The organism is Bacteroides sp. BFG-637, assembly GCF_024793605.1.
GTDB classification, from domain to species: Bacteria; Bacteroidota; Bacteroidia; order Bacteroidales; family Bacteroidaceae; genus Bacteroides; species Bacteroides vicugnae.
Map to the genome: position 1 here is coordinate 726,700 of NZ_JANUPD010000002.1, position 23,696 is coordinate 750,395.

The window sequence follows — 23,696 nt, forward strand, 5'->3', positions numbered from 1 at the left end:
TGTGTCGGGATGTATGTCTTGAACTTAATTCAAGCGTATGTCTCGGCATTTGCGTTTTTTCTTAGAGCCTTCTTGTTAGATAATATATTGTTTATGTTTGATAAGTGTTTGCTATACAGCTGATTAATATATTATCTATCTTTCATTCTTTCCGCACGCGAGCGAAAGGGATTCGGAATATGAACGAAAGCCCTGCGGTGAATGTACGGAAGCCCTGTGAGATAAACAGCATAGGGAGATGATACTGAAAAATGCTTTCGGTCCACCGCTGAATCCATTGCTTATATATAGCGGGTGAGGCTTCCCCCTGCCCCCTTATGTTTGACCGTAAATGCGACTAGCTATACAATTATCACTGCCCATAAAGAATAGTAGAAAGATTTCTTGATAGCTCTAAAATGAAATACGAGCATTGTGTCTCCAAATCCCGCCCGCTTCCCGTAAGATTAGCGTACATGGTGGAACATTTTTATATGGGAATCAGATATACGAATCAATCTTACACAATCATACTTTAATTGAAAGAGCTGAAAGAGCAGAGAAAGCATTTCCAAATGCAACCATAGTGATAGACTGTTTCCATATCATCAAGCGCACTCGTGACGCGACGGAGGAAATCCGTCTTCGGAAAAAACGTCTGGCCATTACGGAGCAAAACAAAGAGCGTGCCGATTTTAAGAAGAAACAGGAGCGCAACCGCAAACAGCGAAAGTATTACAGAAAGAGACATCCGAAGAAATATAAGGGGAAGAAACGTGGCCGTAAACCTATAAGAGGCAACTCTGCATTTCGTCCTACAACGCTCGACAATGGAGAGACCAAGGTGGAGCTAATCACTAAAAGCAAGCATCTTCTCTCAATGAGCAGAGACAAATGGAGTGACAGCCAAAAGACAAGGGCTGCACTTTTGTTTGGGTTATACCCTAAAATTAAGGAAGCCTATGAACTGGTAGATTCGCTTCGGGCTGTCTTCCGTTCAAAGCTGTCAAGGGAAGAAGCAACAAAGAGACTGCACGGGTGGTATCAAAAAGTGGCAGAATGTACTATGAGAGAAGTGAAAGCCGCACGTGACTTGATCAAGTCCAGAGAGGAGCAGGTATTGAATTACTTCATTAACCGATCTACAAATGCTGCTGCCGAATCACTCAATTCAAAATTGAAGAGATTCAGGGCGAAGCTACATGGAGTGTCAGACTACACTTTCTTCTTGTTTCGTGTGAGTCGTATCTTTGGTTAGCTTGCCACGGACATCTGCCGATGCGCCTGAATTTATCCGGGTAAAATTTGCTCTATTTCTTTCAACTCGTCTGCCGTGAACTCCAAATGTTCCAGCGCTTTCAAATTGTCGGCTAACTGATTCACAGAACTTGCACCTACAATCACTGATGTCATTCTTTCGTCTTTCAGCACCCATGCCAAAGCCATTTCAGCCAGCGTTTGCCCACGGCGGCGGGCTATTTCATTTAATTGACGGGCAGCTTCTACCTTTTCATGCGTCACTTGAGATTGTTGAAGAAAACCCGAAGAACGGGCAGCACGGGAACCTTCCGGAATGCCGTTCAGATATTTATCGGTCAATAATCCTTGTGCCAAAGGAGAGAAAGCTATGAAGCCGGAACCGTATTCCGCTGCTAAAGGAAGTGATTCAGCCTCAACCGCACGATCGAACATACTATACCGATATTGACTGATAAGACAGGGAACACCGGCTTTTGCCATCATCTCATAGGCAACACGGGCTTGTTCGGGAGGATATTTAGAAATTCCGATATACAATGCTTTACCTTGCTTCACAATATCAATCAATGTCTGAATGGTTTCTTCGACCGGAGTGACTCCGTCATAACGATGACTATAAAAGATATCAAAATACTCCAAACCTGTCCGGCAGAGACTTTTGTCAATGCTCGCCATCAGATTTTTACGAGAGCTATTTCCGCCATAAGGGCCTGCCCACATCTCATGACCGGCTTTGGAAGAGATAATCATTTCATCCCGGTAGCCTTGAAAGTTCTCTTTCAAGATTCGCCCGAAATTTACTTCGGCACTTCCGGGAGCGGGGCCGTAATTATTTGCCAAGTCGAAATGAGTAACACCGTGATCGAAAGCATACTTAATCATGTCGGTTGCTACATTGAAATTGTCCACACTACCGAAATTATGCCACAATCCCAAAGAGATTAGGGGTAACTGCAAGCCACTCTTGCCACAATATTTATATGGCATCTGTTCGTAGCGACCGGCTGCCGGCTGATAACTGAAAGAGTTTTCCATAAAGCAGAATGTTTATATTTTCCTTTCACAAAGAAAGGAAAAATATTCCAATTACGGCTTCAACCGGATATTAAAAAGAAGGCGGATCAGAACTGGAAATAAATAAACGGCTGAATCTCCGAACTCTTCATCTGAATAACAAGGTAAATCAACGCTACCATCAATACTGCTTTTCCTACGAAAGGCAGACGGATCACTCCCCGGCAAGCTGCATTTTCCCAGCTATCGGGAGCAAAATGAAGCAGGAAGCCGAACAACATTAATGCGAATACTTTCCAATATCCTTCAAGTAACTGTGGGAACAGTTGCGGACGGAAAGTAGTGAATATCTGTCCCAGCATATCCATTGAGTTCTGAAAATCGGCATTACGGAAGAAAATCCAGCAGAAGCAGACGAAATGGAAAGTAATAATCACTCCGAACACACGCCGCCAACCATGACTTTGTTCTCCTTTCTTGCGCCCGGTGATGGTCATCCACATTTTATGCAACGCTAAAGCAACACCGTGGAAGGTTCCCCAAAGAACGAAGTTCCAAGATGCGCCATGCCACAATCCACCCAGAAACATGGTAATGATAAGATTCAGATATTGCCGGAACTTGCCTTTCCGGTTTCCTCCTAAAGAGATATACAGATAATCCCGCAGCCAACTGGACAAAGAGATGTGCCAACGACGCCAAAATTCGGTAATGGAAGCAGACTTATAAGGAGAATTAAAATTGAGATTGAAATGAAAGCCCAACAATAAAGCGATACCGATAGCCATGTCACTATATCCGGAAAAGTCGCAGTAAATCTGTAAAGCATAACCATACACTCCCATCAGATTCTCAACACCCGAATAGAGAGTAGGATTATCAAAAATACGTTCTACAAAGTTGATGCTGATATAGTCGGAAATAATGGCTTTCTTGAAAAGACCGGATACGATCAGAAAGATTCCGCGGCCGAACATCTCCTGCGAAACAAAGAGAGGTTTCCGGATTTGCGGGATAAAGTCGCGGGCACGCACGATAGGTCCCGCCACCAACTGGGGGAAGAAAGATACGTAAAAAGCATAATCCAGAAGATTGGTCAAAGGCTTTATATCTCTCCGGTAAACGTCGATGGTGTAGCTTAACGACTGGAAAGTGAAGAAGGAGATACCGACCGGCAGGAATATATCAAGAGCGGTAAACTCTCCTCCCATCAATGACGCTATCACTCCACCGAGGAAATTGGTATATTTGAAATAGACAAGAAGTCCCAGATTGACACTCAGACTCAAAGCGACTAATCCTTTACGTTTCCAATACCCCTCTGCACGGTCCATTAGCTGTGCAAGAAAGAAGTCGGCAACGGTGACTATAGCAAGCAGAAAGAAATATGTGCCGCTACTCTTGTAGTAGAAATAATAGGAAAAGAGGGTGACAAACAAGATACGGGCAGTGTATTTACGTTGTAACAACACATACACCACCATGAAAGCAGCGAACAGCCAAAGGAAGATACCGCTGCTGAATATCATCGGGGCTTGCGGATCGTAGGTAAGTACCTCTTTTAGTCTACTGAAATCTATATCAATGGGAAACATAGTCATTATATGCTTGTATAAGTGCTTGGTATAATAAATTTCCTTGCAGGATGTATCCTTCAGGTAAATAATGTACATGATCGGGACGCATCAGGTTTGCCTCTGTCCAGTTGGTGCAGGCACGACGCTTCCCTCCGACTACATCGTACATATCCCACACGAGCAGGCGATGGTCTTTTGCATAACGGCGGATGGTTTCCGCTGCTGTTGCCGTACGGGGATTGATGGCATACGTGCGTCTACGCCTCCGTTGCCGGAAACTTTCATAGGAACCGGGAGGGGTAGTCAGAAGAATAGGGATATTAGGAAGACTGTCGCGCAACAGTTTCACAAGTTCATCCATCTGATTGTAGTGCACATTTATATTATAACGCCGGTTATGGCTTTCATTGGTTCCGAAAGAGAGAATCAGCAATTCGGGTTTCAAGGCAACAATTTCGGCAATACGATCCGGATGGGTAAATGTTAGGCAAGTAGCTCCGTTGACGCCTTTATCAATATAAGAAATGGCGCCAAAGGTTTCTGTCAAACGGGCACCGGTGGTTTGAGGATAGATATGTCCACGCACGTGGCTATCGCCAATATGAACGATGCGGACTGTATCTTCGGAGAGTCCGGCACGTACCTGGCGGAGATGTTCAAAGACGGGAGCCAACAGAGCAATGCTGTCAATAATCTCATTCCGTCCGGTTTCGCGAAAAGCTGCAGGGAAGGCTATTTGTACGTTGATCGTATCATTCGCCCAATTCATTTCCCGTAAAGGCTTTATCCGCTTTGCAGTCTTTCCCAATGGAGGGCATACAGGCATACGGTCTTGCGCAATTGTTTCTGTAAGAAAACAAGGGCTACTTAACAGACCGGAGAAAATAAGAACAAAGATGAACAGCAGATTACTCCTTCTCATAAGCACGCCTCCTGTCGTATTGTTCCTTACCATAGATCATGGTTTCATAAAGCAATCCTGCCAAATGTTTACCGCCACGGAAGTTTATATGCGTATAATCATAGTTTGCCATAGAAGGTTTGGCATGGACGAGTTTTGCCATACTGCCGTCTCCACCCATTGCATCAAACATATTCCAGAATGCAATGCCGCTTTCGGCAGCTATGTTCTGCTGATAACGAATCAGATTCTTGACACCGGGCATAGTGCGGAGTTCACCGTTTTCGTTTTTATAATCACGGTCACCGACGCTCAACAACAGGATTCCCGCTTGTGGGAAACATTCTTTCAGATGCTCGATAGCAGTAATCAATCCTTTCTGGTAATTATCATAATTGCGCCCCCGTTCGGTAGCTACATTCAAGCCATATTCGAGGATAATCAGATCATAAGGACGTTGGCGGTTAAACTGCTTCAGCATTTGTACCGGAATACCACGCAGGGAAAGACCGGAACTGCCACGCAACGAGAAGTTATCGAGAATGATTCCTTTCTTTCCATCCATTGCCAAGCCATAGAACAGGGTAGAGTCCGCACGATCTACTGTCCAACGGATAGAACCGATGTGTCCGTCCACCTGAATTTGCTGTAATCCATCGGAAGGAGCTAAAGAGTAATTCTTGTTTTCTCCTTTGTTCACACGGGCAGAAAGAAGAACAGAATCTTTATTATAAAAGAAGATGGAGGCACGCTGACAAGTATCGAGCAGGGAGGCATATTTATTTTGTCCGCGCAGTTCTACATAAGCTCCGTTTCGGGGGACGAAATAGTGTCCGGAAATTCCTTGTTTCTTCTTGTCGAAATACACGCTGTCTGTTACCGCATGGCTGGACCATCCGCCAAATGTATGCCGCACCGTAGGACGATAACCGCTGGTCATGGAAGTGATGGTGACAAAACCTACACCGCAACCGCCGAATTGTTTCTGAAGCATTTCGCGCAAGTCGGCCGTAAATATATCCGCTTCGATAAAAGAGTCTCCGAATACGGCAATGCGTACCTGTTTGTCAGCGGAGTCAGCGGAAGAGACACGGTCGAGTGCTTCATAGAAAGGAGCCATTCCCCGGAGGGTGGAATCACTGTAATCTTCTATGCAAGTCATGCCCGCACGGCAAGTATCCACAAAAGCCGGTTTTACAACAGAAGGCAAAGGGATGCTGTCCGAATCAGCTGCGGCAGTCTCCGATTCGGGGTAACGAAGATCGCTCAAAAGGTCTACACGCCTCATCGTGTGTCCGTCAATAGTCAATACCGGAAGCCAATGAAGCCCGAGTAAGGCTGCAAATACAATCAGTACAAACCACAACGAATATTTCAAATAATTCTTTATTATCTCCATCATGTTCCTAAAATCCAAAACGACCGCAAAGATAGATAAAAGCCACAAAAAGAAAGGAGAATCTACATTATTTATTAGATTCCCCTTTCCTTTTTATCTATCTACCGGATCGTTCTTAAATGGTCCGTTCAATGTTCCACACAAATGCGCGCAGGCCTAATTGCTCCGTCTGTAAATCCATCTTATGCAAGGTGTCCAGCAGCGGATCGACTTTGCTATCATCTACTACCGTCAGGATAGCCGAACACATACTTGGCCAGGCATGGCTTCCGAAATGCGGATCACCTGTCTTCGAACCACGCCCCTGTACTTTTTCGAGGTAGGTAAAACCACGACATCCCAAACGGTCGAGTAACGCCATGATTCGTTCGTAATAAGCCTGGTCGAATGTTATCAATACTGATTTCATATTTCTTTTTTTGTTATTTCTTAATAATGCTGTCTTTATTCTCCTGAAAGTAAACATCCAAATCACGTTTACGGCGAAGTTTGCGACGCTGGTTCTTGATACCCGTTCCTGCAAATACGCAATATAAAGTAGGAATCAAAATCAATGTCAACACAGTAGATACTGTCAGACCACCGATGACGGCAATCGCCATCGGACTCCACATTTCAGAACCCTGACCGCCACCGATAGCCATCGGAATCATACCGAGCACAGTAGTGGCAGTAGTCATTAATACCGGACGAAGACGGCTCTTACCAGCTGTTACCACAGAGTTCAACACTGCAAGTCCACGTTCCCGGCAAAGGGTGATGTAGTCGATAAGCACAATACCGTTCTTCACCACAATACCAATCAACATGATACCTCCCAACAAACTCATGACGCTCAATGTGCTGCTCGTAAAGAACAATGCCATCAAAACACCACTAAACGCAAACGGCAGTGAGAACATGATAATGAACGGATAAGTCAGTGACTCGAACTGTGCTGCCATCACGATAAATACGAGAATGACAATCAGGATGGCAAGTGTTCCCAAATCGCGGAACGAATCCTGCTGGTCTTCGTACGAACCGGAAATCTGGATAGTGACTTCTCCCGGAAGATCCATTTTATCTATCACCTTATTTCCGGCAGCCACCACGTCGCCCAGCGGAGCTCCGGAGATTACGGCGGAAACGGTCACGATACGTTCACGGTCTTTACGTTCGATGGTAGGAGGTGCAAAACGTTCGACTACCTTTCCGACATCTTTCACACGAACGGATTGTCCTTGCACATTATAAATGAGGATATTTTCCAGACTTTCCAGACTTGTACGGAATTCGGGTGCGTAACGCACTTTAATATCATATTCATCTCCGTCTTCACGATATTTAGATGCTACCGCACCATTGACACGATTACGCAGGTAGTTACCGGCAGTCGAAAGATTCAAGCCATGCATCGCCAGTTTCTCACGGTCGAAGTCTACCTGATATTCAGGCTGATAGTCACTACGGCTGATATTTACCTCAGTCACTCCTTTCACTTTCAGCAGTTCACGTTTCAGGCGGGCTGCCACGCTATCGGTCATTGTCATATCGTATCCGTAAACCTCAAAGTCAGCACTTGCCTGAGCGGACATACCTGTGTTACTACCTCCAAGGATTACTTGCGCCTTACTGAATTCCGGATAGGCTTTCAAATCTTCACGCATCTCATCACAGACTGTTTCCAAAGAAATGTTACGATCACCCGGGTCTACCAAACTGATGTTGAAAGAGATAATATGCGAACCGTTGTCCTGCATGGATGCCCAAGTGTTGTCGGAGTCAGCCTGACCGACCGTATAGTTACAAACTTTCATAATGTCCTTATACTTCGTCAGCCATTGGTTAGTCAACTTTTCTGAAAGTTCCTGCGCTATCTCTTTTCGTGTACCGATCGGGAGTTCCAACTGTACGGCAATACGGGCATTATCCTGTGCCGGGAAAAACTCTGTACCAATCCCCTTTGCACACAACAAACTGATAACGAAGAAAACGATACATCCCACAATCACAATCGGACGGTGACGTACAGCCCAGTTCAACATTTTCGCGTACCAGGTATCGAGTCCGTCGAGCGCTTTCTCAATCGGAGTAAAGAAGAGCTTGAACATCTTCGACGGCTTCTTCTGCAAACGAAGCAACTGGGAACAGAGCATCGGAGTCAAGGATAGTGCGGCGACCGTAGAAATAAACATGATAGCACACATCATCCAACCCAACTGTTTGAAAAGTACACCGGACATACCGCTTACCATCGTCAACGGGAAGAACACGGCAATCATGGTCAGTGTAGAAGCGATTACAGAGATTGCCACCTCATTCGTTCCGTGCACGGCTGCCTGTTTCGGATCGGAACCACGCTCGATATGGGTCGTTACATTTTCAAGTACCACAATCGCATCATCCACCACCATACCGATAGCGATAGAAAGTGACGAAAGCGAAATGATATTAATTGTATTTCCACTAACCGCCAGATAGATGAACGAGGCAATCAATGAAAGCGGAATGGTGATACAGATAATCAGCGTCGCACGCCAACGTCCCAGAAAGAGGAACACGACGATGACAACGAAGAGCAAGGCATAAGCAACGGTCTCCGTCAAACTGTCGATGGTGTTCAAAATGTTGTCCGAAGTATCGACAATGACACCAATCTTCACATCGCTCGGCAGGTTCTTCTGAAGCCTCGGCAGCGCGTCGGCCACTTTCTTGGAGATTTCTACCGAATTGGCTCCCGACTGTTTCTGAACTACAATCATAGCACCTTGCACCCCATTATTATAGGTTTCCTGTGCACGTTCTTCCACGGTATCAACAATACGGGCTACATCACGCAGAAAGACATTCGCCCCATTGTATGTACCCACCACTACATCTTCCAGCTGGCGGGAATCATCAAACTCACCTTCTACACGCAGCGCATAGGTTTCACTACCAATATCGAAGTTACCACCGGGAATATTCTTGTTCTCGGCTCCGATAATGGAACTGATTGTTTCGATAGTCAGATGATAGGCTTCCAGTTTGTTAGGGTCGCAATATACCTGAATCTCACGCTGCGGCGCACCGCTGATAGACACCGTTCCGACTCCCGGAATACGTGCCAGCGGATTTACCACACGATCGTCCAATATCTTATAAAGTGCCGACTGGCTTTCATTGGCCTGTACGGAAAGTAACACAATCGGAATCATGTCCGTACTAAACTTAAAGATGATCGGATTCTCGACATCATCGGGAAGCTGCGAACTTACCATGTCGAGTTTATCGCGCACATCATTGGTCAGCACGTCAATATCGTTACCAAACTCGAACTCCAATGTAATCAGTGACATATTCTCGGAAGAACGGGAGGTAATATGTTTCAGGTTGCTCACCGCGTTCAACGTATTTTCGAGTGGGCGAGTCACATTATTTTCTATATCCGAGGCACTTGCGCCGGGATAAGCGGTCATCACCATGATTGTATTCGTGTCAATGTCCGGATACAAGTCGATAGGCAACTTGGACAAAGAGAAAAGACCAAAAATCACGACTGCCAGAAAGCAGAGGGAGGTCATAATCGGTTTCTTAACCGCACCTTCGTATAAACTCATGTTGTTTTATAAATCTGGTTAATTAATAAAAGCATTAGGCGAAAGGAATTTTACACCTTCTATTTGGAAGAGGCTTCCACCTCTACTTCCATACCGTTCACCAAACGTGACTGTCCGGCAACTACAACCTGCGAATTATCAGGCACACCGGATTTCAACTCATACTCCGCACCCATGCGTCTACCCAATTCGACTTTATTATAAGACACCTTGCCGTCTTGATAAACGAATACATAACGGTCGCCTGAACCTGCCTGTTTAACAATTGCCAAATCAGGAACAACTACATTTTCTGCCGTTCCGAAATTTAATGTGGCACGGGCAAACATTCCCGGACGTACGCGCTGGTCTTTATTGTCCAGTCTGATCTCTACCTGGAATGTACGGGTAGTGGCATCTATAGTCGGATAAACCAGATTGATGGTTCCTGTAAATACTTCATCTCCATATACATCGAGTTTCACGTTGACGGGGGTACCTTTCTTCACTTTCGTAAAGTAGGTTTCGGACACATTGATCAGGAGTTTCACGGGAGTGATCTGTTCTACTACCAAGACCGGTTCTCCACCGCTGTACATATCGCCGTTATCATAGTTGCGTGCAGTTACCACACCATTGATGGGGCTTAGCAAAGAGGTATTCTCCTGCAAATTCTTATAAGCGGTTTTCTTCACATCGAGTTGCATCTTCGAAGCATCCCATTCAGATTTGGACGCACCGCCCACTTTATATAGTTCGTCGATACGGTTGAATTCTATTTCCTGATTGTCAAGTTGCAGCTTCGCCTGTTTCAGGTTGGCCGCATCCATCTGCACAAGTTTCTGTCCTTTGGACACACGGTCGCCCACTTCCACAAAAATCTGGTCGATACGCACGGGAGACGAAGGTGCAATATTATTCTTTACTTCTGCTTCCACCGTTGCTGTGTAATCCTGTATCTGATCTACGGGACGAGCTTTTACGTCTGCCAGCTTCACAATGGGCTTTGCGTCGGCATGTTCCGCAGCAGCTTTGTCTTTTCCACCTGTACATGAGCCCATAAACACAGTTAACAGCAGGGCTACCAATTGGATACTTCTTTTCATATTCCTTACTTGTAATTTTTTAGTTGTCTATCTTTATTCTTTTCCCAGCACCTGATCGAGGTCTGCCTTAGCAACCAGGTAATCGTATATGGACTGATTGTAGGTGAGTTGCGCCTGTGTCAGTGACACTTGCGAACTGTTCAGTTCGAGCACCGTGCCCTTACCCACATCATAACGTTTTTCGGCAATCACCACCGCTTTCTTTGCCTGCATCACATTTTCCTTGTTGCTGACTACCTGCTCTGTGCTGGCACTCATATTATTGCGACAACTGACAATCTGCATATTCAACTGTCTTTCCGTATCGATACGGTTCCAATCGAGCTGGCGCATCTGTATACGGGCAGATTTTACTTTCGTAAAGTTGCTTGCCTTATATAAAGGTATGCTGATATTGAACATCAGGCTGGAACTGTTGCTCCAGTTATAATCGAAGAAATTGATATTCGGATTATACAATGACTGATATTGATAGGAGAAGCTCATGGAAAGAGTCGGCATAAAGTTCGTCTTTAAAGACTTTACATTCTTTTCAAGCAACTTCATGTTCAAGTCCAACTGCTTCATGGTGGTATTGTTGTTCAGATTTACATTCTCTTCTTTCAACTGATTGACAAACATGGTTGTCTCATAGTTGGTCAGATTATCATTAATCTTTATCTCCACATCGGCAGTGATGCCCATCAGAACTTTTAACTGCAACTTAGCCAAAGTCACCGCATTGGCTGCCGCGATCAGGTTCGGTTTAATGCTGCGCATCTGTACTTCCGCACTGATCTTGTCATATTCGCTCACAGTTCCCTGCTGATATTTGGCATTCACTACATTGTAATTATCTTCTGCCAGTTTATAGCTGCCCTGAAGCACTTCATAGCTATCCTGCGCAAGCATCAACTGATAATAAGCCTTGCTTACCTGATTCACCAGATCCAGTTTGGAAGCACGTGACTTCTCTACTGCCAGTTCAATATCCGTCTTTGTCATCGACATAGCCCGGTAAACACCCGGCACAAAAAGTGGCAGGTTAATGCTCAACCCGGCATTGGCGGTATTCGTTCCGTCTTGCCCCATCTTGAACGACATATCGTTCAATTTCATTTCAGCCGCTTTAATCGTATGGTCTAAGGAACCGGCAATGCTAGCCTCCGGCAACAGACTCTGCCAGGCTTCCTTGCTGGCAACTTTTTTAAGGCGATCTCTTCTGCTGCCACTTTCATTGTCGGATTCTCATCCAATGCAATTTCCAAGGCTTTGTCTAAGGTTAAGGTTAGTGTATTCTTCTCCATCTGCGTGTCCTGTGCCTTTGCAAAACCAAATGCGCAGAGTGCCACAGCTACCAGAAGAATCTTCCGACCTGTCAATCTTTTCATTTTGTTCATAAACTAAATTTCTAATTTAATCTTACTTGTTTGTCAATAGAACCTCACTTTTGCTCTAGTATTCGATGCGGTTCTTGCGATATTCTTGTATAAAGTCTTCCAGTACCCTTGCTCCTTTTTCGGTGGAGATACCGCGTATATAAGTAAACATGATGGACTCGTACACTTCAATGAAAGGATATTCGTTGCAGATGTCTGTATTCAAAAGCACGTCAAATTGCTCACGTACCAGCAAATTGACGATGGAGAAGTTTACATCCGGACGAAAGATGCCCTGCTCTACTCCTGTTTTGAAGAAGGACATGGTTTTCATCGAATCGCTGTCCTGCCGGTTCTTCATCATCTCATATACTTTGGGATATTTCTTAATGTCTTCAAAAAAGCGTTTGTTCGTCTGATGAAACATCTCAATGCTTTTCTGAAAAACTGCAAGTATCACTTCCAACACATTGTGCGACTGTTCAAAGACTTTCTGCAAATACTTGTCTCTGTCTGCCTGTGCCTTCAGTATGCATTCTTTCAACAACGATTCTTTATCCGAAAAGACTTCGTAGAGCGTACGTTTGGAAATTCCTAATGCTGCCGCAATGTCATCCATCGTAATACTCTTGATGCCTTTTGAAGTAAAAGCTTCTGTTGCTGCCGTTATGATCCGTTCTCTTAACTCTACCCGTTGGGAAGCGTCTTTTCCATGCTCTGTCATCATCCGTTTTTCTATTTTATTAAAATGCAGTTTTCGTTTTCTCTTCATTTCCAAAGGAAAAACGGAACAAAGATATACAGAAAACTCAATTAACAAATTAAGTTTCCATCTATTTATAGTCCATTTGGGATTTATTATCATTCAATAGAGTAAAATGAAAACAAGTGTTAATAGGAAATTTAGAACAAACACAGAGGAAAGGTAAAAGGGGGAATATAGGAAGTAAAGTTTTATCGCTAATAGAAGAGATGGCAGCCAATAAATGCCGGATAAATATCGATAAGAATCGACACTTACCCGGCAATAACAGTCACCATTATTAACGAAAAGCGAAAAAGGGTCAATTTATTGTCAGTATTCAATCTGTGTCCTCTTCAGGAAGGCGACTGTTTTATGTATTTCCTTGTACATCACGATGTCATCTTTTACAAAAGGTACTTCTTTCCGATAGGCATGGAGGAAACGCTCAAGAACGGGAGAGGTTTTCTGCGGGCGGCGGAAGTCGATGCCTTGTGCGGCGTTCATCAGTTCGATGGCAAGGATATGTTCCAGGTTGTCCATTACTTTATAGAGTTTGGTTGCGGCATTGGCACCCATGCTTACATGGTCTTCCTGCCCGTTGGAAGAGACGATGGAATCGCTCGAAGCTGCATAGCAGTACATTTTATTCTGGCTGACCATGGAGGCGGCGGCATACTGCGGAATCATGAAGCCGGAGTTCAAACCGGGGTTGGCTACGAGAAATTCAGGTAGCCCACGGAGACCCATAATCAGTTGGGAGACACGGCGTTCGGAGATATTTCCCAATTCGGCCAGAGCGATGGCAAGGAAATCATAAGAGATGGCAAGCGGTTGCCCGTGAAAGTTTCCGCCGGAGATGATCCGGTCTTCATCGGGGAAGATGGTGGGGTTGTCCGTGACGGAATTGATTTCGGTCAGCAGTACGGAGGCAACGTAGCGGATGGCATCTTTGGTAGCGCCATGTACTTGCGGGATACAACGGAAAGAATAGGGATCTTGCACGTGTTCCTTGTGGCGTTCGATTAGTTCGCTGCCTGACAGTAGTTTGCGGAAGGCTTCGCCTGTCTCAATCTGTCCCTGATGGGGGCGGATTTGCTGAATGCAGTCCATAAACGGGTCAATACGGCCGTCAAAGGCTTCGAGGGAAAGGGCGGCTATCAGGTCGGCTTTTTTCGAGAGGCGAAAGGCTTTGAGCATAGCGAACACACCGTTGGCACTCATAAATTGGGTGCCGTTCAGCAGGGCTAGTCCTTCTTTGCTCATTAGTTTGACCGGTTCCCAGCCAAATTCGTCGAGTACGCTGATGGCTTCGCACTTTTTTCCTTTATAGTAGACATCACCGACACCTATCAGAGGAAGGAAAAGATTGGCGAGCGGTGCCAGGTCGCCGGAGGCTCCAAGGGAACCGCGGTCGTAGACGATAGGCATGACGTCATTATTGAAGAAATCGAGGATGCGCTGCACGGTGATAACTTGTACGCCGCTATGTCCTAATGAAAGGGCATGGGCTTTGAGAAGCATCATCAGTTTGATGATGACAGGGCGAATTTCTTCGCCTACGCTGCAAGCATGGCTTTTTATCAGGTTTTCTTGAAGGGTCCCCAGTTCATCGGGAGATATATTTTTAGTGCATAGAGAGCCGAAACCTGTTGTTATGCCGTATAACGGTTCTTCGGAAGAAGCTATTTTTTGGTCGAGGTAGTCGCGACATTTCTGGATGCGCAACTTGGCTTCGGGAGCTAGTTCGAGTTTCAGGTTTTCGTTTATAATCCGTTCGATGATTTCGAAGGTCAGTGCTCCGGAACCGATATGGTATACATTCTTACTCATACGCGCAGGTCTTGATTTACGGCATCCAACAATTCTTTTTCTTTCTGGCAAGCGGTTTGCTCGATGGCATCGGCTTCGGTTTGCAGCTGGAGGACAAAATCTCTGTCTTTGAGCGAACCGAGGTTGATACGGACATTCAGCAAGGCTCCCAATACGGCGGTACGGGCGGACATCATTGCTACACAGGCATCTGTGACGGCATTCCGGTTGCCGAGGCGGGCAACATCGGCTATAATGGACATCATATCCAGTGCTTTGCGGGCTACTTCCAACGGAACGAGGGCGGCTTGTTTGGTTGCCTTCTGGATAGCGGTACTTCGGGCGGCTTTCTCTTCGTCGGTTGTTTTTGGTAGTTTAAAACAGGCAAATACTTCGTTGTAGGCAGCCGAATCTTTGTCAATAAGTGCCATAAATTCGTCCAGCAAACGGAGGGTGATGGTTTGTGCGTGCTGCATTACTTCTTCACTGACTTCGTATCCTTTTTTTCCTACGGTCAGCCGTGCCACCATCGTGGAAAGGGAGGAAGCCAGCGCTCCATTCAAAGCGGCAATACTACCACCGCCGGGCACAGGGTCACTGCAAGCTACTTTATCTAAGAAATCTTTTACGGTTAAATCTGCTAACATGGTATTCTATTTTTTTAAGTGATTAATGAATGAGAGTTTTTCAACTATTAAGTGACGGGATAAAGCATGCCGCCTTTAATAGTCATGATTACGCAATTCATGCCTATATAGTAAGGTAGAATATGATAGTTGTCGGAATTGAGGATGATGAAATCGCCTTGTTTGCCTACTTCAATGCTTCCAATCCGGTCGGCTCGTTGAAGAGCGGCGGCTCCGTTCAGGGTGAGAGCGGTGATGGTTTCTTCGATGCTCATTTGCATATAGATACAGGCCAGAGCAATGGTCAGCGGGATGGAACCGGAGAAACAACTACCGGGATTCAGGTCGGTGGCAAGTGCCACAGCACAACCGGCGTCAATCATTTCACGACCTCGCGCATAGGGTTCTTTCAAGGCGAAAGCTGTCAGAGGTAACAGCGTAGCTACTACTCCGGCATCGGCCATTGCACGGATGCCGGCATCGGAAGCGTGCAGGAGATGGTCGGCAGATAGTGCTCCGAGTTCGGCGGCCAGTTCGGCACCGCCGAGAGAGACGATTTCGTCGGCATGAAGTTTCAACAAGAAACCGTGCTCTTTGGCCGCCTGAAGCAGGCGACGGGATTGTTCGACAGAGAAAACGCCTTGTTCGCAAAAGACATCACAACATTCTGCCCACTTACCGGAATGGATAAGGGGAAGCATTTCACGAATCAGGAAGTCGATGTATTCGTCGCTTCTTCCTGCGTATTCTTCGGGAAGGGCGTGGGCGCCGAGGAAAGTGGAGACTATATCGACGCGTTTATGCTCGGCGTTATCCAGGCTGCGCATTACTTTTAGTTGTAGTAATTCTGTGTCCCGATCCAGACCGTAGCCACTTTTACCTTCTACGGTGGTTACTCCCATAGTGCTCATCTTCTTCAGGAAGCTTTCGGCGGCTGAACGAAGTTGCAGGTAGTTCATTTGCCGGGTGGCTTTTACGGTACTTGCAATTCCCCCTCCCCGCTCCATGATTGACATATAGCTTTCGCCTTTCAGACGCCAGGAAAATTCTTCGGAACGTTCTCCGCCAAATACAAAATGGGTATGGGAATCGACGAAACCGGGCAAAAGGCAATGTCCGCGAGCGTTATAATGCCAGTAGTGCTGGTAGTAACCATCCCGGTCTTCGCCACGGTTTTCACCAACGTAGGTAATGATTCCTTTGGTCACTTCCACGGTTCCGTTTTCTATGATTTGCAGTTGGGACATTTCCTCTCCTTTACGGGCGGAAAAGCCGATGGGGGTTACGATACGGGCGTTAAATATGATTAGGTTTTCACTCATAAATAGTTCATCATAATTAGTTCATATAATAAATGGAAATATGAATTACACGTTTTTTAGAATGATGTTTACTATAAAGCAATTGTGATTCATTCTATTTTCTTATTGTCTATTCCATGATACGAGCTTCGAGAACTTGCTGCATGGAAAAGTTTTCGAGTCCGAGATAGTAGGAAGCGGTATCAATCAGAGCTTCCATCGGTACAAGGCCGATTATTTCGCTACCTACAATCGTAACACCGTAACGACGGGCCTCGATACGTACCAGTTCGAAGGCACGGTAAAGTGCGGTACGGGTATAGTCGGTCATGTTAATTGACACTTGGGTGATGTTTCGCTCTTTCAGCTCCACTCCCATTGCTTTCACATAACGGAGGCCTCCATTGATATGGCGGACATTTTTCGCTATCTTAGTGGCTATCTCCAGATTATCTGTACTTAGATTGACATTGTAGGCTACGAGTGGCATACGGGCTCCGATTGCTACGGTACCTGCGGTCGGATGTCGTTCAGCAGGTCCGAAGTCAGGTTGCCATTCGGGCAGTTTGATCTTTTCGGCCATTCCTTCAAATTCGCCTTTACGAACGGAAGCGAGATTTTCCCGGTGTGGTGCAGTAGCGGACTTTTCATACAGAAAGACGGGAAGATTAAATAGCTCCGCAACTTTCGCAGCCACTTTTTTAGAAAGCTCGATGGCTTCTTCCATACTGGTGTTCTTAATCGGGATGAAAGGAATTACATCTACCGCTCCCATACGAGGATGTTGCCCGGTGTGCTGATTCAGGTCGATCAAACGGACAGCTACACCAACGGCTTCAACTACTGCTTCACACAGTGCTTCCGGCTCTCCCACAAGTGTGACAACCAGACGGTTATGGTCTTCATCATTACTATAATCAAGCAGTTTTACTCCGACTTTACCACGGAAAGGGGCTACTATCTGATCTATTTTCTCCAAATCACGTCCCTCGCTAAAATTGGGGACGCATTCAATAATCTTATTCCAACTCATATCAAATATCTATTATTATAGAGGTTATACTTTACTGAATAACTATATGTTTTACATCAAATAACTACTTGGTTTATCCAAAATAACTGCATGTTTAAACTGTTCCATATATTATGGGAATTTATTCCCTCATTTTATGGGAATGTTTTCTCTTATATTGTGAGACTACTTTCCCACAATATATGGAACTATCTTCTTTATTAATTCTTCGTCCGCCACATAAGGCATTGTTATCTGATAATCTCCTACATGGGACTCATTAAATGCTTCACTCGTTTCCATCGCATGCGGATTACGCGCCCATGAACGGCGGGCTACTCCTCCCATCACGTCCCAAAGCATTGCCGAACGGAGTATTTCATCTACCCGTTCGCTACCGTCGCATACCATACCAAAACCGCCATTGATTGCTTTGCCAATGCCGACGCCGCCTCCATTGTGTAAGGCTACCAGACTCATTCCACGGGCACAATTTCCGGCAAAGCATTGCACAGCCATATCTGCCATCACATTACTTCCGTCTTTGATATTCGACGTCTCCCGGAAAGGAGAATCCGTACCGCTTACATCGTGGTGGTCTCGTCCCAGCATAATAGGTCCTACTTCACCCCGGCGAACCATCTCATTGAAACGGAGGGCTATCTTCATTCTTCCAACTGCATCCTGATAAAGAATACGTGCCTGTGTACCCACCACGAGTTGATTCTTTTCTGCATCCCGTATCCAATTGTAGTTGTCCAGATCCTGACCACGCCGATGGACGTCGATACATTCCATAGCCGCGCGGTCTGTTTTTATCAGATCTTCGTGTTTACCACTCAAACAGACCCACCTGAACGGACCGTAGCCGTAATCAAAAAGTTGGGGCCCCATAATATCTTCGACATAGCTCGGCCAGATAAATCCGTCTTTTTCATCAACGCCATTACGAGAGATTTCTTTTACTCCGGCATCGTATATGGCTTTCATGAAGGAGTTTCCATAATCAAAGAAATAAGTTCCGCGGGCTACCAGTTTCTTGATAACTTCGAAATGACGGCGTAGAGATATGTCTACCAAGTGACGGAATTGCTCCGGCGATTCGTGAAGAAGTCGTGTGCGTTCCTCGAAAGTCAGTCCGGCAGGGCAGTATCCACCTTCGTAAACGGCGTGACAGGAGGTTTGATCGGATAATAGTTCGATCAGAATCTTTTCTCGCTCGGCATATTCGAGTAGGTCTACTATATTTCCATGATAGGCAATGGAACAAGGTTCACGGCGTCGCATTGCTTCAGCTGCCATCCGGTATGCTTCTGTTATATCTGCAGTCACATGCCCCACCCATCCTTGGCGATAACGTGTTTCAATGCGTGAACGATCTACTTCGGCTATGATGGAGACTGCTCCTGCTATTTCGGCTGCCTTAGGTTGTGCACCACTCATTCCTCCCAAACCGGAAGAAATAAATAAGTGTCCCCGCAAATCTTGGTCTTGTGGAATACCGAGTTTCAATCGTCCGGCATTCAGGAGGGTGTTGAAAGTGCCATGAACAATCCCTTGAGGACCGATATACATCCAGCCGCCGGCCGTCATCTGTCCATAATTGGCAACTCCCATCTGGGCGGCAATATGCCAATCATGTTGATTGTCGAATTGCCCGATCATCATCGAATTGGTAATTATAACGCGGGGAGCATCGGGACGGGAGCGGAAAAGCCCTAATGGATGTCCGGATTCAATAACCAGTGTCTGTTCCTGGGTAAGTTCTTCCAGATATTGCTTGATCAGTCGATATTGCATCCAATTTTGGCAGACTTGCCCGGTTTCACCGTAAGTAACAAGCTCATAGGGATATAAGGCAATATCGAAGCAAAGGTTATTATCAATCATTACCTGAAAGGCTTTGCCCTCAATACATTGTCCTTGATATTCATCAATCGGCTTTGCTTTCAAGTCTCCGGCAGGACGGAAACGGTATCCGTAAATCCGCCCGCGAGTGCGTAGTTCTTCCATAAATTCAGGAGCCAGTTGCTCGTGCCACTCGGAGGGAATATAACGCAAAGCGTTTTTTAATGCTGTGATTGTCTGCGCCGGGGTAAGTGTATAACCACGGTCGGGAGCTCTCCGGATACCTTCTACAAAATCCGGATAAGGAGGTAGTGTGTTGCCAAGAGTTATTCTCATAATAAACAGAATTAAGGATTACAAACTGTAAGCAATACAGTCTTATAACTCTTCGCAATATAGAAAAAAAGAAGATAAAAGACAAGAAAAAAGACGGTTTTATTATCAGAAAGGCATTATTAGGTTTACAATTTAATAGAATGATAAAATATAAGCTATCTCAAGAGTCGCTTATGCTTTTATACAGATACAAATGCAGGCCTTTTATCCAAACGGATTAATAGGTCTTTTATTAAAATGGATAGCGGATTTTTCCATTAAATCAGAGCTATGAGTTCTATGCTATTGACATAATCCGCACCCCTAATCATATCACTATGACCATGGTTGTATATGAATACACTCCTTCCCTGCTATGCCAACAGAGATCGACAAGGTTACTTTTTTTGCTTATTCCGCAACTCCAACAAATATTTAAAGGTATGCTTCGCCTCCTGGCTATCATCATTCAAATATGCCTGTTTCAGTTCCGGATCATTCTTCAATAATTGAAGCATTTTATCCTTCCCCAGAAAATCGACTTTTCCTGTTTCACCATTTAGCTCATAACAGACACGTTTCGTAACCAAGCTTGAAGCGGCAAGAGCATCACCGATATTCCCTCCCAGTTTTACGTCATCTTCTTCCACAAAGTTTCCTCCGATAACCGAGCCTAAAGGCATGGCACAAAAATAGATATTTTTCCCCAACTGAACGGCAGGGGCATACCATGCTCCGAAGCGTAACTTTTTATAGCGCAACTTACGACAATTCAAATATAAATCTCCTTTTTCGTCACGCACAGCAAAACAACGCTTCTTCAAACGTCGGCACATCGACTCGTCATCACCGGCTGTTATCCGGTAATCAGCCCCTCCTGTCAATACAATCTGATTTCTGGAGCGTTTTTCTATACGCAACACGGCTGTCGTATCGCCATGTTGAGCCAACAACTCTTTCAGGTTGGAATAAATAACATTCTGCGCAATTAACGGAAGGCTAATCACGCTTATCAGCAAACATAAGATACATCCTTTCTTCATAAGCATCCTCCTTTCCTGTCTAACGCCTTTTCGAGTGGAAAGTTATAAATTTTAGCGGATAAATGCAAGAATGAGAAAAGAAATATTGAAAAAAAACTACTATCAGGAAATACCCCCTACTTTCGTTAAACGGAAACAGAACTTATATACCCATTCCTTACAGCTAGCAAAGGCGTTATCCAGGCAAGTCGCAATATGAGCTTGTTATTCCTTTCTATCTTCCGTTAATAAACAGTAAATCTGCTCTCGACAAAAACAAGCTCTTATCCCGACCGTTATGAATTATATTACCTTTGTGGAAAAGAATTAAATTTGTCATGGAAAAACAAGAGCAGATCATTACTACATATCAGCAAATCATTCAGAAAACAGAACTGGAGTTACAGAATGCACGGAAACGTATCTATTATATCAGTCTCCTCCGTCTGATCTTATTCGTAGGAGCTGTAGCAAATGCTATTATCTTTTGGCCTGATGGGTGGTTATGTCTCTTTGCTTTTGCTATCCTGCCTTTTATCTTATTCATCTGGCTGGTAAAACGCCATAATTTCTGGTTCTACCGGAAAGATTTTCTGAAAAAGAAAATAGAAATCAATGAGCAGGAGCTACGTGCCATGCAATATGACTTTTCTGATTTTGATGACGGAAAAGAATTTGTTAATCCATCTCATCTCTACACTCTTGATTTAGACGTATTTGGTGAACATTCTCTTTTCCAATACATCAACCGCACTGCAACGCCTATTGGCAAACAGCATCTTGCAAACTGGTTCAATGCACATCTGGAAAACAAAGAAGCTATTGAACATCGCCAGGAAGCTATACATGAATTGTCCACAGACTTAGAATATCGTCAACAAATCCGCTTACTCGGCTTACTCTATAAAGGAAAACCTGCCGATACCACCGAAATCAAGGAATGGGCAAACAGTCCAAGTTATTATCGGAAGCGAACGCTTCTACGTATCCTCCCGACAGCGGTAACGATCATTAATTTCTTATGTATAGGTTTAGCCATTTTAGGTATTATCTCGGCTAATATAGCTGGAGGAGTATTTGTTAGCTTTGTATTATTCAGCACTATTTTCTCTAAAGGAATCACTAAATTGCAAACGACCTACGGGGAAAAGCTACAAATTCTTTCGACATACGCCGACCAGATTCTTCTCACTGAACAGAAAGAAATGCAAAGCCATATACTGCAAAAGTTAAAAGCGGAGCTTACAAGCCAGAATCAAACCGCTTCTCAAGCAGTACGCCAGCTTTCAAAACTGATGAACGCGCTCGATCAACGAAGTAATCTGCTAATAAGCACGATACTCAACGGACTGATATTCTGGGAGCTGCGCCAAGTAATGCGAATCGAGAAGTGGAAAGAAATCCATGCATCCGATCTCCCCCGCTGGATAGAAACCATCGGAGAGATTGATGCTTATTGTTCTCTGGCAACATTCGCATATAATCATCCGGATTATATCTATCCTACCATTGCTGCTCAATCTTTCCATCTGCAGGCTGAAGCTTTGGGGCATCCTTTAATGGATCGCAACAAATGTGTACGCAACGGAATAGACATTGAAAAACGTCCTTTCTTTATTATTATCACAGGAGCCAATATGGCAGGAAAAAGCACGTATTTACGTACTGTAGGAGTGAACTATCTACTAGCATGTATAGGGGCTCCCGTTTGGGCAAAGCAGATGAAAATATATCCGGCTCGCCTCGTTACCAGTCTTCGGACCAGTGACTCCTTAGCCGACAACGAATCTTATTTCTTTGCCGAACTCAAGCGACTTAAATTAATCATAGACAAGCTTGAAGCAGGAGAAGAACTTTTCATCATCCTTGATGAAATATTGAAAGGTACAAACTCCATGGATAAACAGAAAGGTTCTTTCGCCCTCATCAAACAATTCATGCACATGAACACCAATGGCATCATCGCCACCCATGACTTGTTGCTAGGGACTTTAGTGGACTCCTTCCCACAAAATATCCGGAATTACTGTTTCGAAGCTGACATTACGAACAACGAACTTACCTTCTCTTACCAAATGAGAAATGGAGTTGCACAAAATATGAATGCCTGCTTCTTAATGAAGAAAATGGGAATCGCCGTCATTAACGACTAATCCCCATTCCTTATATGAAAATCAAAGTTTTCTATTGCGGTAACATCCAAAACCTGCTTTATTTAGCAGCAGCAAACTGAATATAAAATTTCAAGTTACCTGTTTTAATCTGCCGGAAAACAAAGTTAAACAGTTTCTGGAGATATACTTTTACTGCATTTTACTTTTTGCCAGAAATGCTATGACCGCTGAAGCTTGTTCATTAGTGAAATACTGCACTGATGTTATTGGCTGATATGTATAAGGTATAAACTGGAATAACTGTACAGCTGCAAATTTTTTATCAGCAGAGAGTATCACATCCATACGTATATTACCACTAGCCTCACTCTTTATATTCGAACCTGCAGAGAATGCCCCCGAATTCACAAGATCCCTCAAAGCATCCATGTGTTTCAAATCAAAAAATATACTATGCTCTTTAGCCACACTTTTGGTTGGCAAATAAATAACTTCTTTTGATTTCCAGAAGAGACGGAAAATCCCCATAAGGAATAAACCTGTTCCCAGAACCATCAAAGCCATACTAACCGTAGAAGACTTATCATCCAATTCGAAAGTCGAAGCAAAAGCTAAAATACCGACCAATAACATTACAGAAGAAATTAAAACTCCTGAAATACTTGTACGTTTTGCGATATCGGGGTGTGAAGATGTGAAGATAGTAGCATCAATCATTTGAGTAGTTGCCATAATATTTAAAGTTTAAAT

Annotated in this window: 17 protein-coding genes and 1 pseudogene; 2 read left to right on the top strand and 16 right to left on the bottom strand. The window is 44.6% G+C overall.

Annotated elements, in window-relative coordinates; translation table 11 throughout:
• Positions 1-412: 412 nt before the first annotated feature.
• A complete protein-coding gene (locus tag NXX38_RS03175) occupies positions 413-1,237 on the top strand; it encodes a transposase (protein WP_258978598.1) in 825 nt (274 codons plus the stop codon).
• A 32-nt stretch (positions 1,238-1,269) separates the two neighbouring features.
• Here the strand turns inward: NXX38_RS03175 and NXX38_RS03180 are convergent, their stop codons facing one another.
• The 15 genes and pseudogenes from NXX38_RS03180 to NXX38_RS03250 all read right to left on the bottom strand — a co-directional run bounded on the left by NXX38_RS03180 (position 1,270) and on the right by NXX38_RS03250 (position 20,853).
• On the bottom strand, positions 1,270-2,274 hold the full coding sequence (locus NXX38_RS03180; protein ID WP_258978601.1) for an aldo/keto reductase: 1,005 nt from the start codon (positions 2,272-2,274) through the stop codon (positions 1,270-1,272).
• Positions 2,275-2,360: 86 nt separating this feature from the next.
• Positions 2,361-3,848, bottom strand: coding sequence for an MBOAT family protein (locus NXX38_RS03185; RefSeq protein ID WP_258981854.1), 1,488 nt, complete (start codon positions 3,846-3,848; stop codon positions 2,361-2,363).
• Positions 3,835-4,785, bottom strand: coding sequence for an SGNH/GDSL hydrolase family protein (locus tag NXX38_RS03190; RefSeq protein ID WP_371826263.1), 951 nt, complete (start codon positions 4,783-4,785; stop codon positions 3,835-3,837). Before NXX38_RS03190 ends, NXX38_RS03185 begins: the two co-directional genes overlap by 14 nt.
• Positions 4,739-6,130: an SGNH/GDSL hydrolase family protein gene (locus tag NXX38_RS03195; protein ID WP_258981856.1), complete on the bottom strand. Its 1,392-nt coding sequence runs from the start codon at positions 6,128-6,130 to the stop codon at positions 4,739-4,741. Before NXX38_RS03195 ends, NXX38_RS03190 begins: the two co-directional genes overlap by 47 nt.
• 115 nt (positions 6,131-6,245) lie before the next feature.
• The gene (locus tag NXX38_RS03200) at positions 6,246-6,539 is read right to left on the bottom strand and encodes a PG0541 family transporter-associated protein (protein WP_005675458.1); all 294 of its coding nucleotides are present in this window, start codon (positions 6,537-6,539) and stop codon (positions 6,246-6,248) included.
• 13 nt (positions 6,540-6,552) lie between these two features.
• Positions 6,553-9,711 (bottom strand): efflux RND transporter permease subunit, encoded by a 3,159-nt coding sequence (locus tag NXX38_RS03205; RefSeq protein WP_258978602.1) that lies wholly within the window; start codon positions 9,709-9,711, stop codon positions 6,553-6,555.
• Positions 9,712-9,770: 59 nt separating this feature from the next.
• Positions 9,771-10,796: an efflux RND transporter periplasmic adaptor subunit gene (locus NXX38_RS03210; RefSeq protein WP_195649632.1), complete on the bottom strand. Its 1,026-nt coding sequence runs from the start codon at positions 10,794-10,796 to the stop codon at positions 9,771-9,773.
• A gap of 33 nt (positions 10,797-10,829) precedes the next feature.
• Positions 10,830-12,175, bottom strand: a pseudogene (locus NXX38_RS03215) (TolC family protein).
• A 55-nt stretch (positions 12,176-12,230) separates the two neighbouring features.
• The gene (locus NXX38_RS03220) at positions 12,231-12,881 is read right to left on the bottom strand and encodes a TetR/AcrR family transcriptional regulator (RefSeq protein WP_148365511.1); all 651 of its coding nucleotides are present in this window, start codon (positions 12,879-12,881) and stop codon (positions 12,231-12,233) included.
• A gap of 348 nt (positions 12,882-13,229) precedes the next feature.
• A complete protein-coding gene (gene hutH / locus NXX38_RS03225; RefSeq protein ID WP_148365512.1) occupies positions 13,230-14,729 on the bottom strand; it encodes a histidine ammonia-lyase in 1,500 nt (499 codons plus the stop codon).
• The gene (locus NXX38_RS03230) at positions 14,726-15,355 is read right to left on the bottom strand and encodes a cyclodeaminase/cyclohydrolase family protein (RefSeq protein ID WP_122138265.1); all 630 of its coding nucleotides are present in this window, start codon (positions 15,353-15,355) and stop codon (positions 14,726-14,728) included. Before NXX38_RS03230 ends, hutH begins: the two co-directional genes overlap by 4 nt.
• A 47-nt stretch (positions 15,356-15,402) precedes the next feature.
• Complete coding sequence (hutI, locus tag NXX38_RS03235; RefSeq protein ID WP_258978603.1) at positions 15,403-16,656, bottom strand: imidazolonepropionase; 1,254 nt, start codon at positions 16,654-16,656, stop codon at positions 15,403-15,405.
• A gap of 109 nt (positions 16,657-16,765) precedes the next feature.
• Complete coding sequence (gene ftcD, locus NXX38_RS03240) at positions 16,766-17,668, bottom strand: glutamate formimidoyltransferase (protein WP_258978604.1); 903 nt, start codon at positions 17,666-17,668, stop codon at positions 16,766-16,768.
• 165 nt (positions 17,669-17,833) lie between these two features.
• Positions 17,834-19,831 (bottom strand): urocanate hydratase, encoded by a 1,998-nt coding sequence (locus NXX38_RS03245; protein ID WP_258978605.1) that lies wholly within the window; start codon positions 19,829-19,831, stop codon positions 17,834-17,836.
• A gap of 377 nt (positions 19,832-20,208) precedes the next feature.
• Complete coding sequence (locus NXX38_RS03250) at positions 20,209-20,853, bottom strand: DUF6563 family protein (RefSeq protein WP_195649636.1); 645 nt, start codon at positions 20,851-20,853, stop codon at positions 20,209-20,211.
• A 317-nt stretch (positions 20,854-21,170) separates the two neighbouring features.
• Here NXX38_RS03250 and NXX38_RS03255 point away from each other — a divergent pair, with 317 nt between their 5' ends.
• Positions 21,171-22,985 carry a MutS family DNA mismatch repair protein gene (locus tag NXX38_RS03255; RefSeq protein WP_099145753.1) on the top strand — a complete coding sequence of 605 codons (1,815 nt, stop codon included), beginning with the start codon at positions 21,171-21,173 and terminating at the stop codon, positions 22,983-22,985.
• Between the two features lie 150 nt (positions 22,986-23,135).
• Here the strand turns inward: NXX38_RS03255 and NXX38_RS03260 are convergent, their stop codons facing one another.
• A complete protein-coding gene (locus NXX38_RS03260; RefSeq protein WP_099145752.1) occupies positions 23,136-23,678 on the bottom strand; it encodes a hypothetical protein in 543 nt (180 codons plus the stop codon).
• Positions 23,679-23,696 lie beyond the last annotated feature (18 nt).

Bases quoted from the DNA above. Each gene is read 5' to 3' on its own strand.
- NXX38_RS03180 (WP_258978601.1), bottom strand. From the start codon at position 2,274: ATGGAAAACTCTTTCAGTTATCAGCCGGCAGCCGGTCGCTACGAACAG.
- NXX38_RS03185 (WP_258981854.1), bottom strand. From the start codon at position 3,848: ATGTTTCCCATTGATATAGATTTCAGTAGACTAAAAGAGGTACTTACC.
- NXX38_RS03190 (WP_371826263.1), bottom strand. From the start codon at position 4,785: ATGGTAAGGAACAATACGACAGGAGGCGTGCTTATGAGAAGGAGTAAT.
- NXX38_RS03195 (WP_258981856.1), bottom strand. From the start codon at position 6,130: ATGGAGATAATAAAGAATTATTTGAAATATTCGTTGTGGTTTGTACTG.
- NXX38_RS03200 (WP_005675458.1), bottom strand. From the start codon at position 6,539: ATGAAATCAGTATTGATAACATTCGACCAGGCTTATTACGAACGAATC.
- NXX38_RS03205 (WP_258978602.1), bottom strand. From the start codon at position 9,711: ATGAGTTTATACGAAGGTGCGGTTAAGAAACCGATTATGACCTCCCTC.
- NXX38_RS03210 (WP_195649632.1), bottom strand. From the start codon at position 10,796: ATGAAAAGAAGTATCCAATTGGTAGCCCTGCTGTTAACTGTGTTTATG.
- NXX38_RS03220 (WP_148365511.1), bottom strand. From the start codon at position 12,881: ATGATGACAGAGCATGGAAAAGACGCTTCCCAACGGGTAGAGTTAAGA.
- hutH (WP_148365512.1), bottom strand. From the start codon at position 14,729: ATGAGTAAGAATGTATACCATATCGGTTCCGGAGCACTGACCTTCGAA.
- NXX38_RS03230 (WP_122138265.1), bottom strand. From the start codon at position 15,355: ATGTTAGCAGATTTAACCGTAAAAGATTTCTTAGATAAAGTAGCTTGC.
- hutI (WP_258978603.1), bottom strand. From the start codon at position 16,656: ATGAGTGAAAACCTAATCATATTTAACGCCCGTATCGTAACCCCCATC.
- ftcD (WP_258978604.1), bottom strand. From the start codon at position 17,668: ATGAGTTGGAATAAGATTATTGAATGCGTCCCCAATTTTAGCGAGGGA.
- NXX38_RS03245 (WP_258978605.1), bottom strand. From the start codon at position 19,831: ATGAGAATAACTCTTGGCAACACACTACCTCCTTATCCGGATTTTGTA.
- NXX38_RS03250 (WP_195649636.1), bottom strand. From the start codon at position 20,853: ATGAAGAAAGGATGTATCTTATGTTTGCTGATAAGCGTGATTAGCCTT.
- NXX38_RS03255 (WP_099145753.1), top strand. From the start codon at position 21,171: ATGGAAAAACAAGAGCAGATCATTACTACATATCAGCAAATCATTCAG.
- NXX38_RS03260 (WP_099145752.1), bottom strand. From the start codon at position 23,678: ATGGCAACTACTCAAATGATTGATGCTACTATCTTCACATCTTCACAC.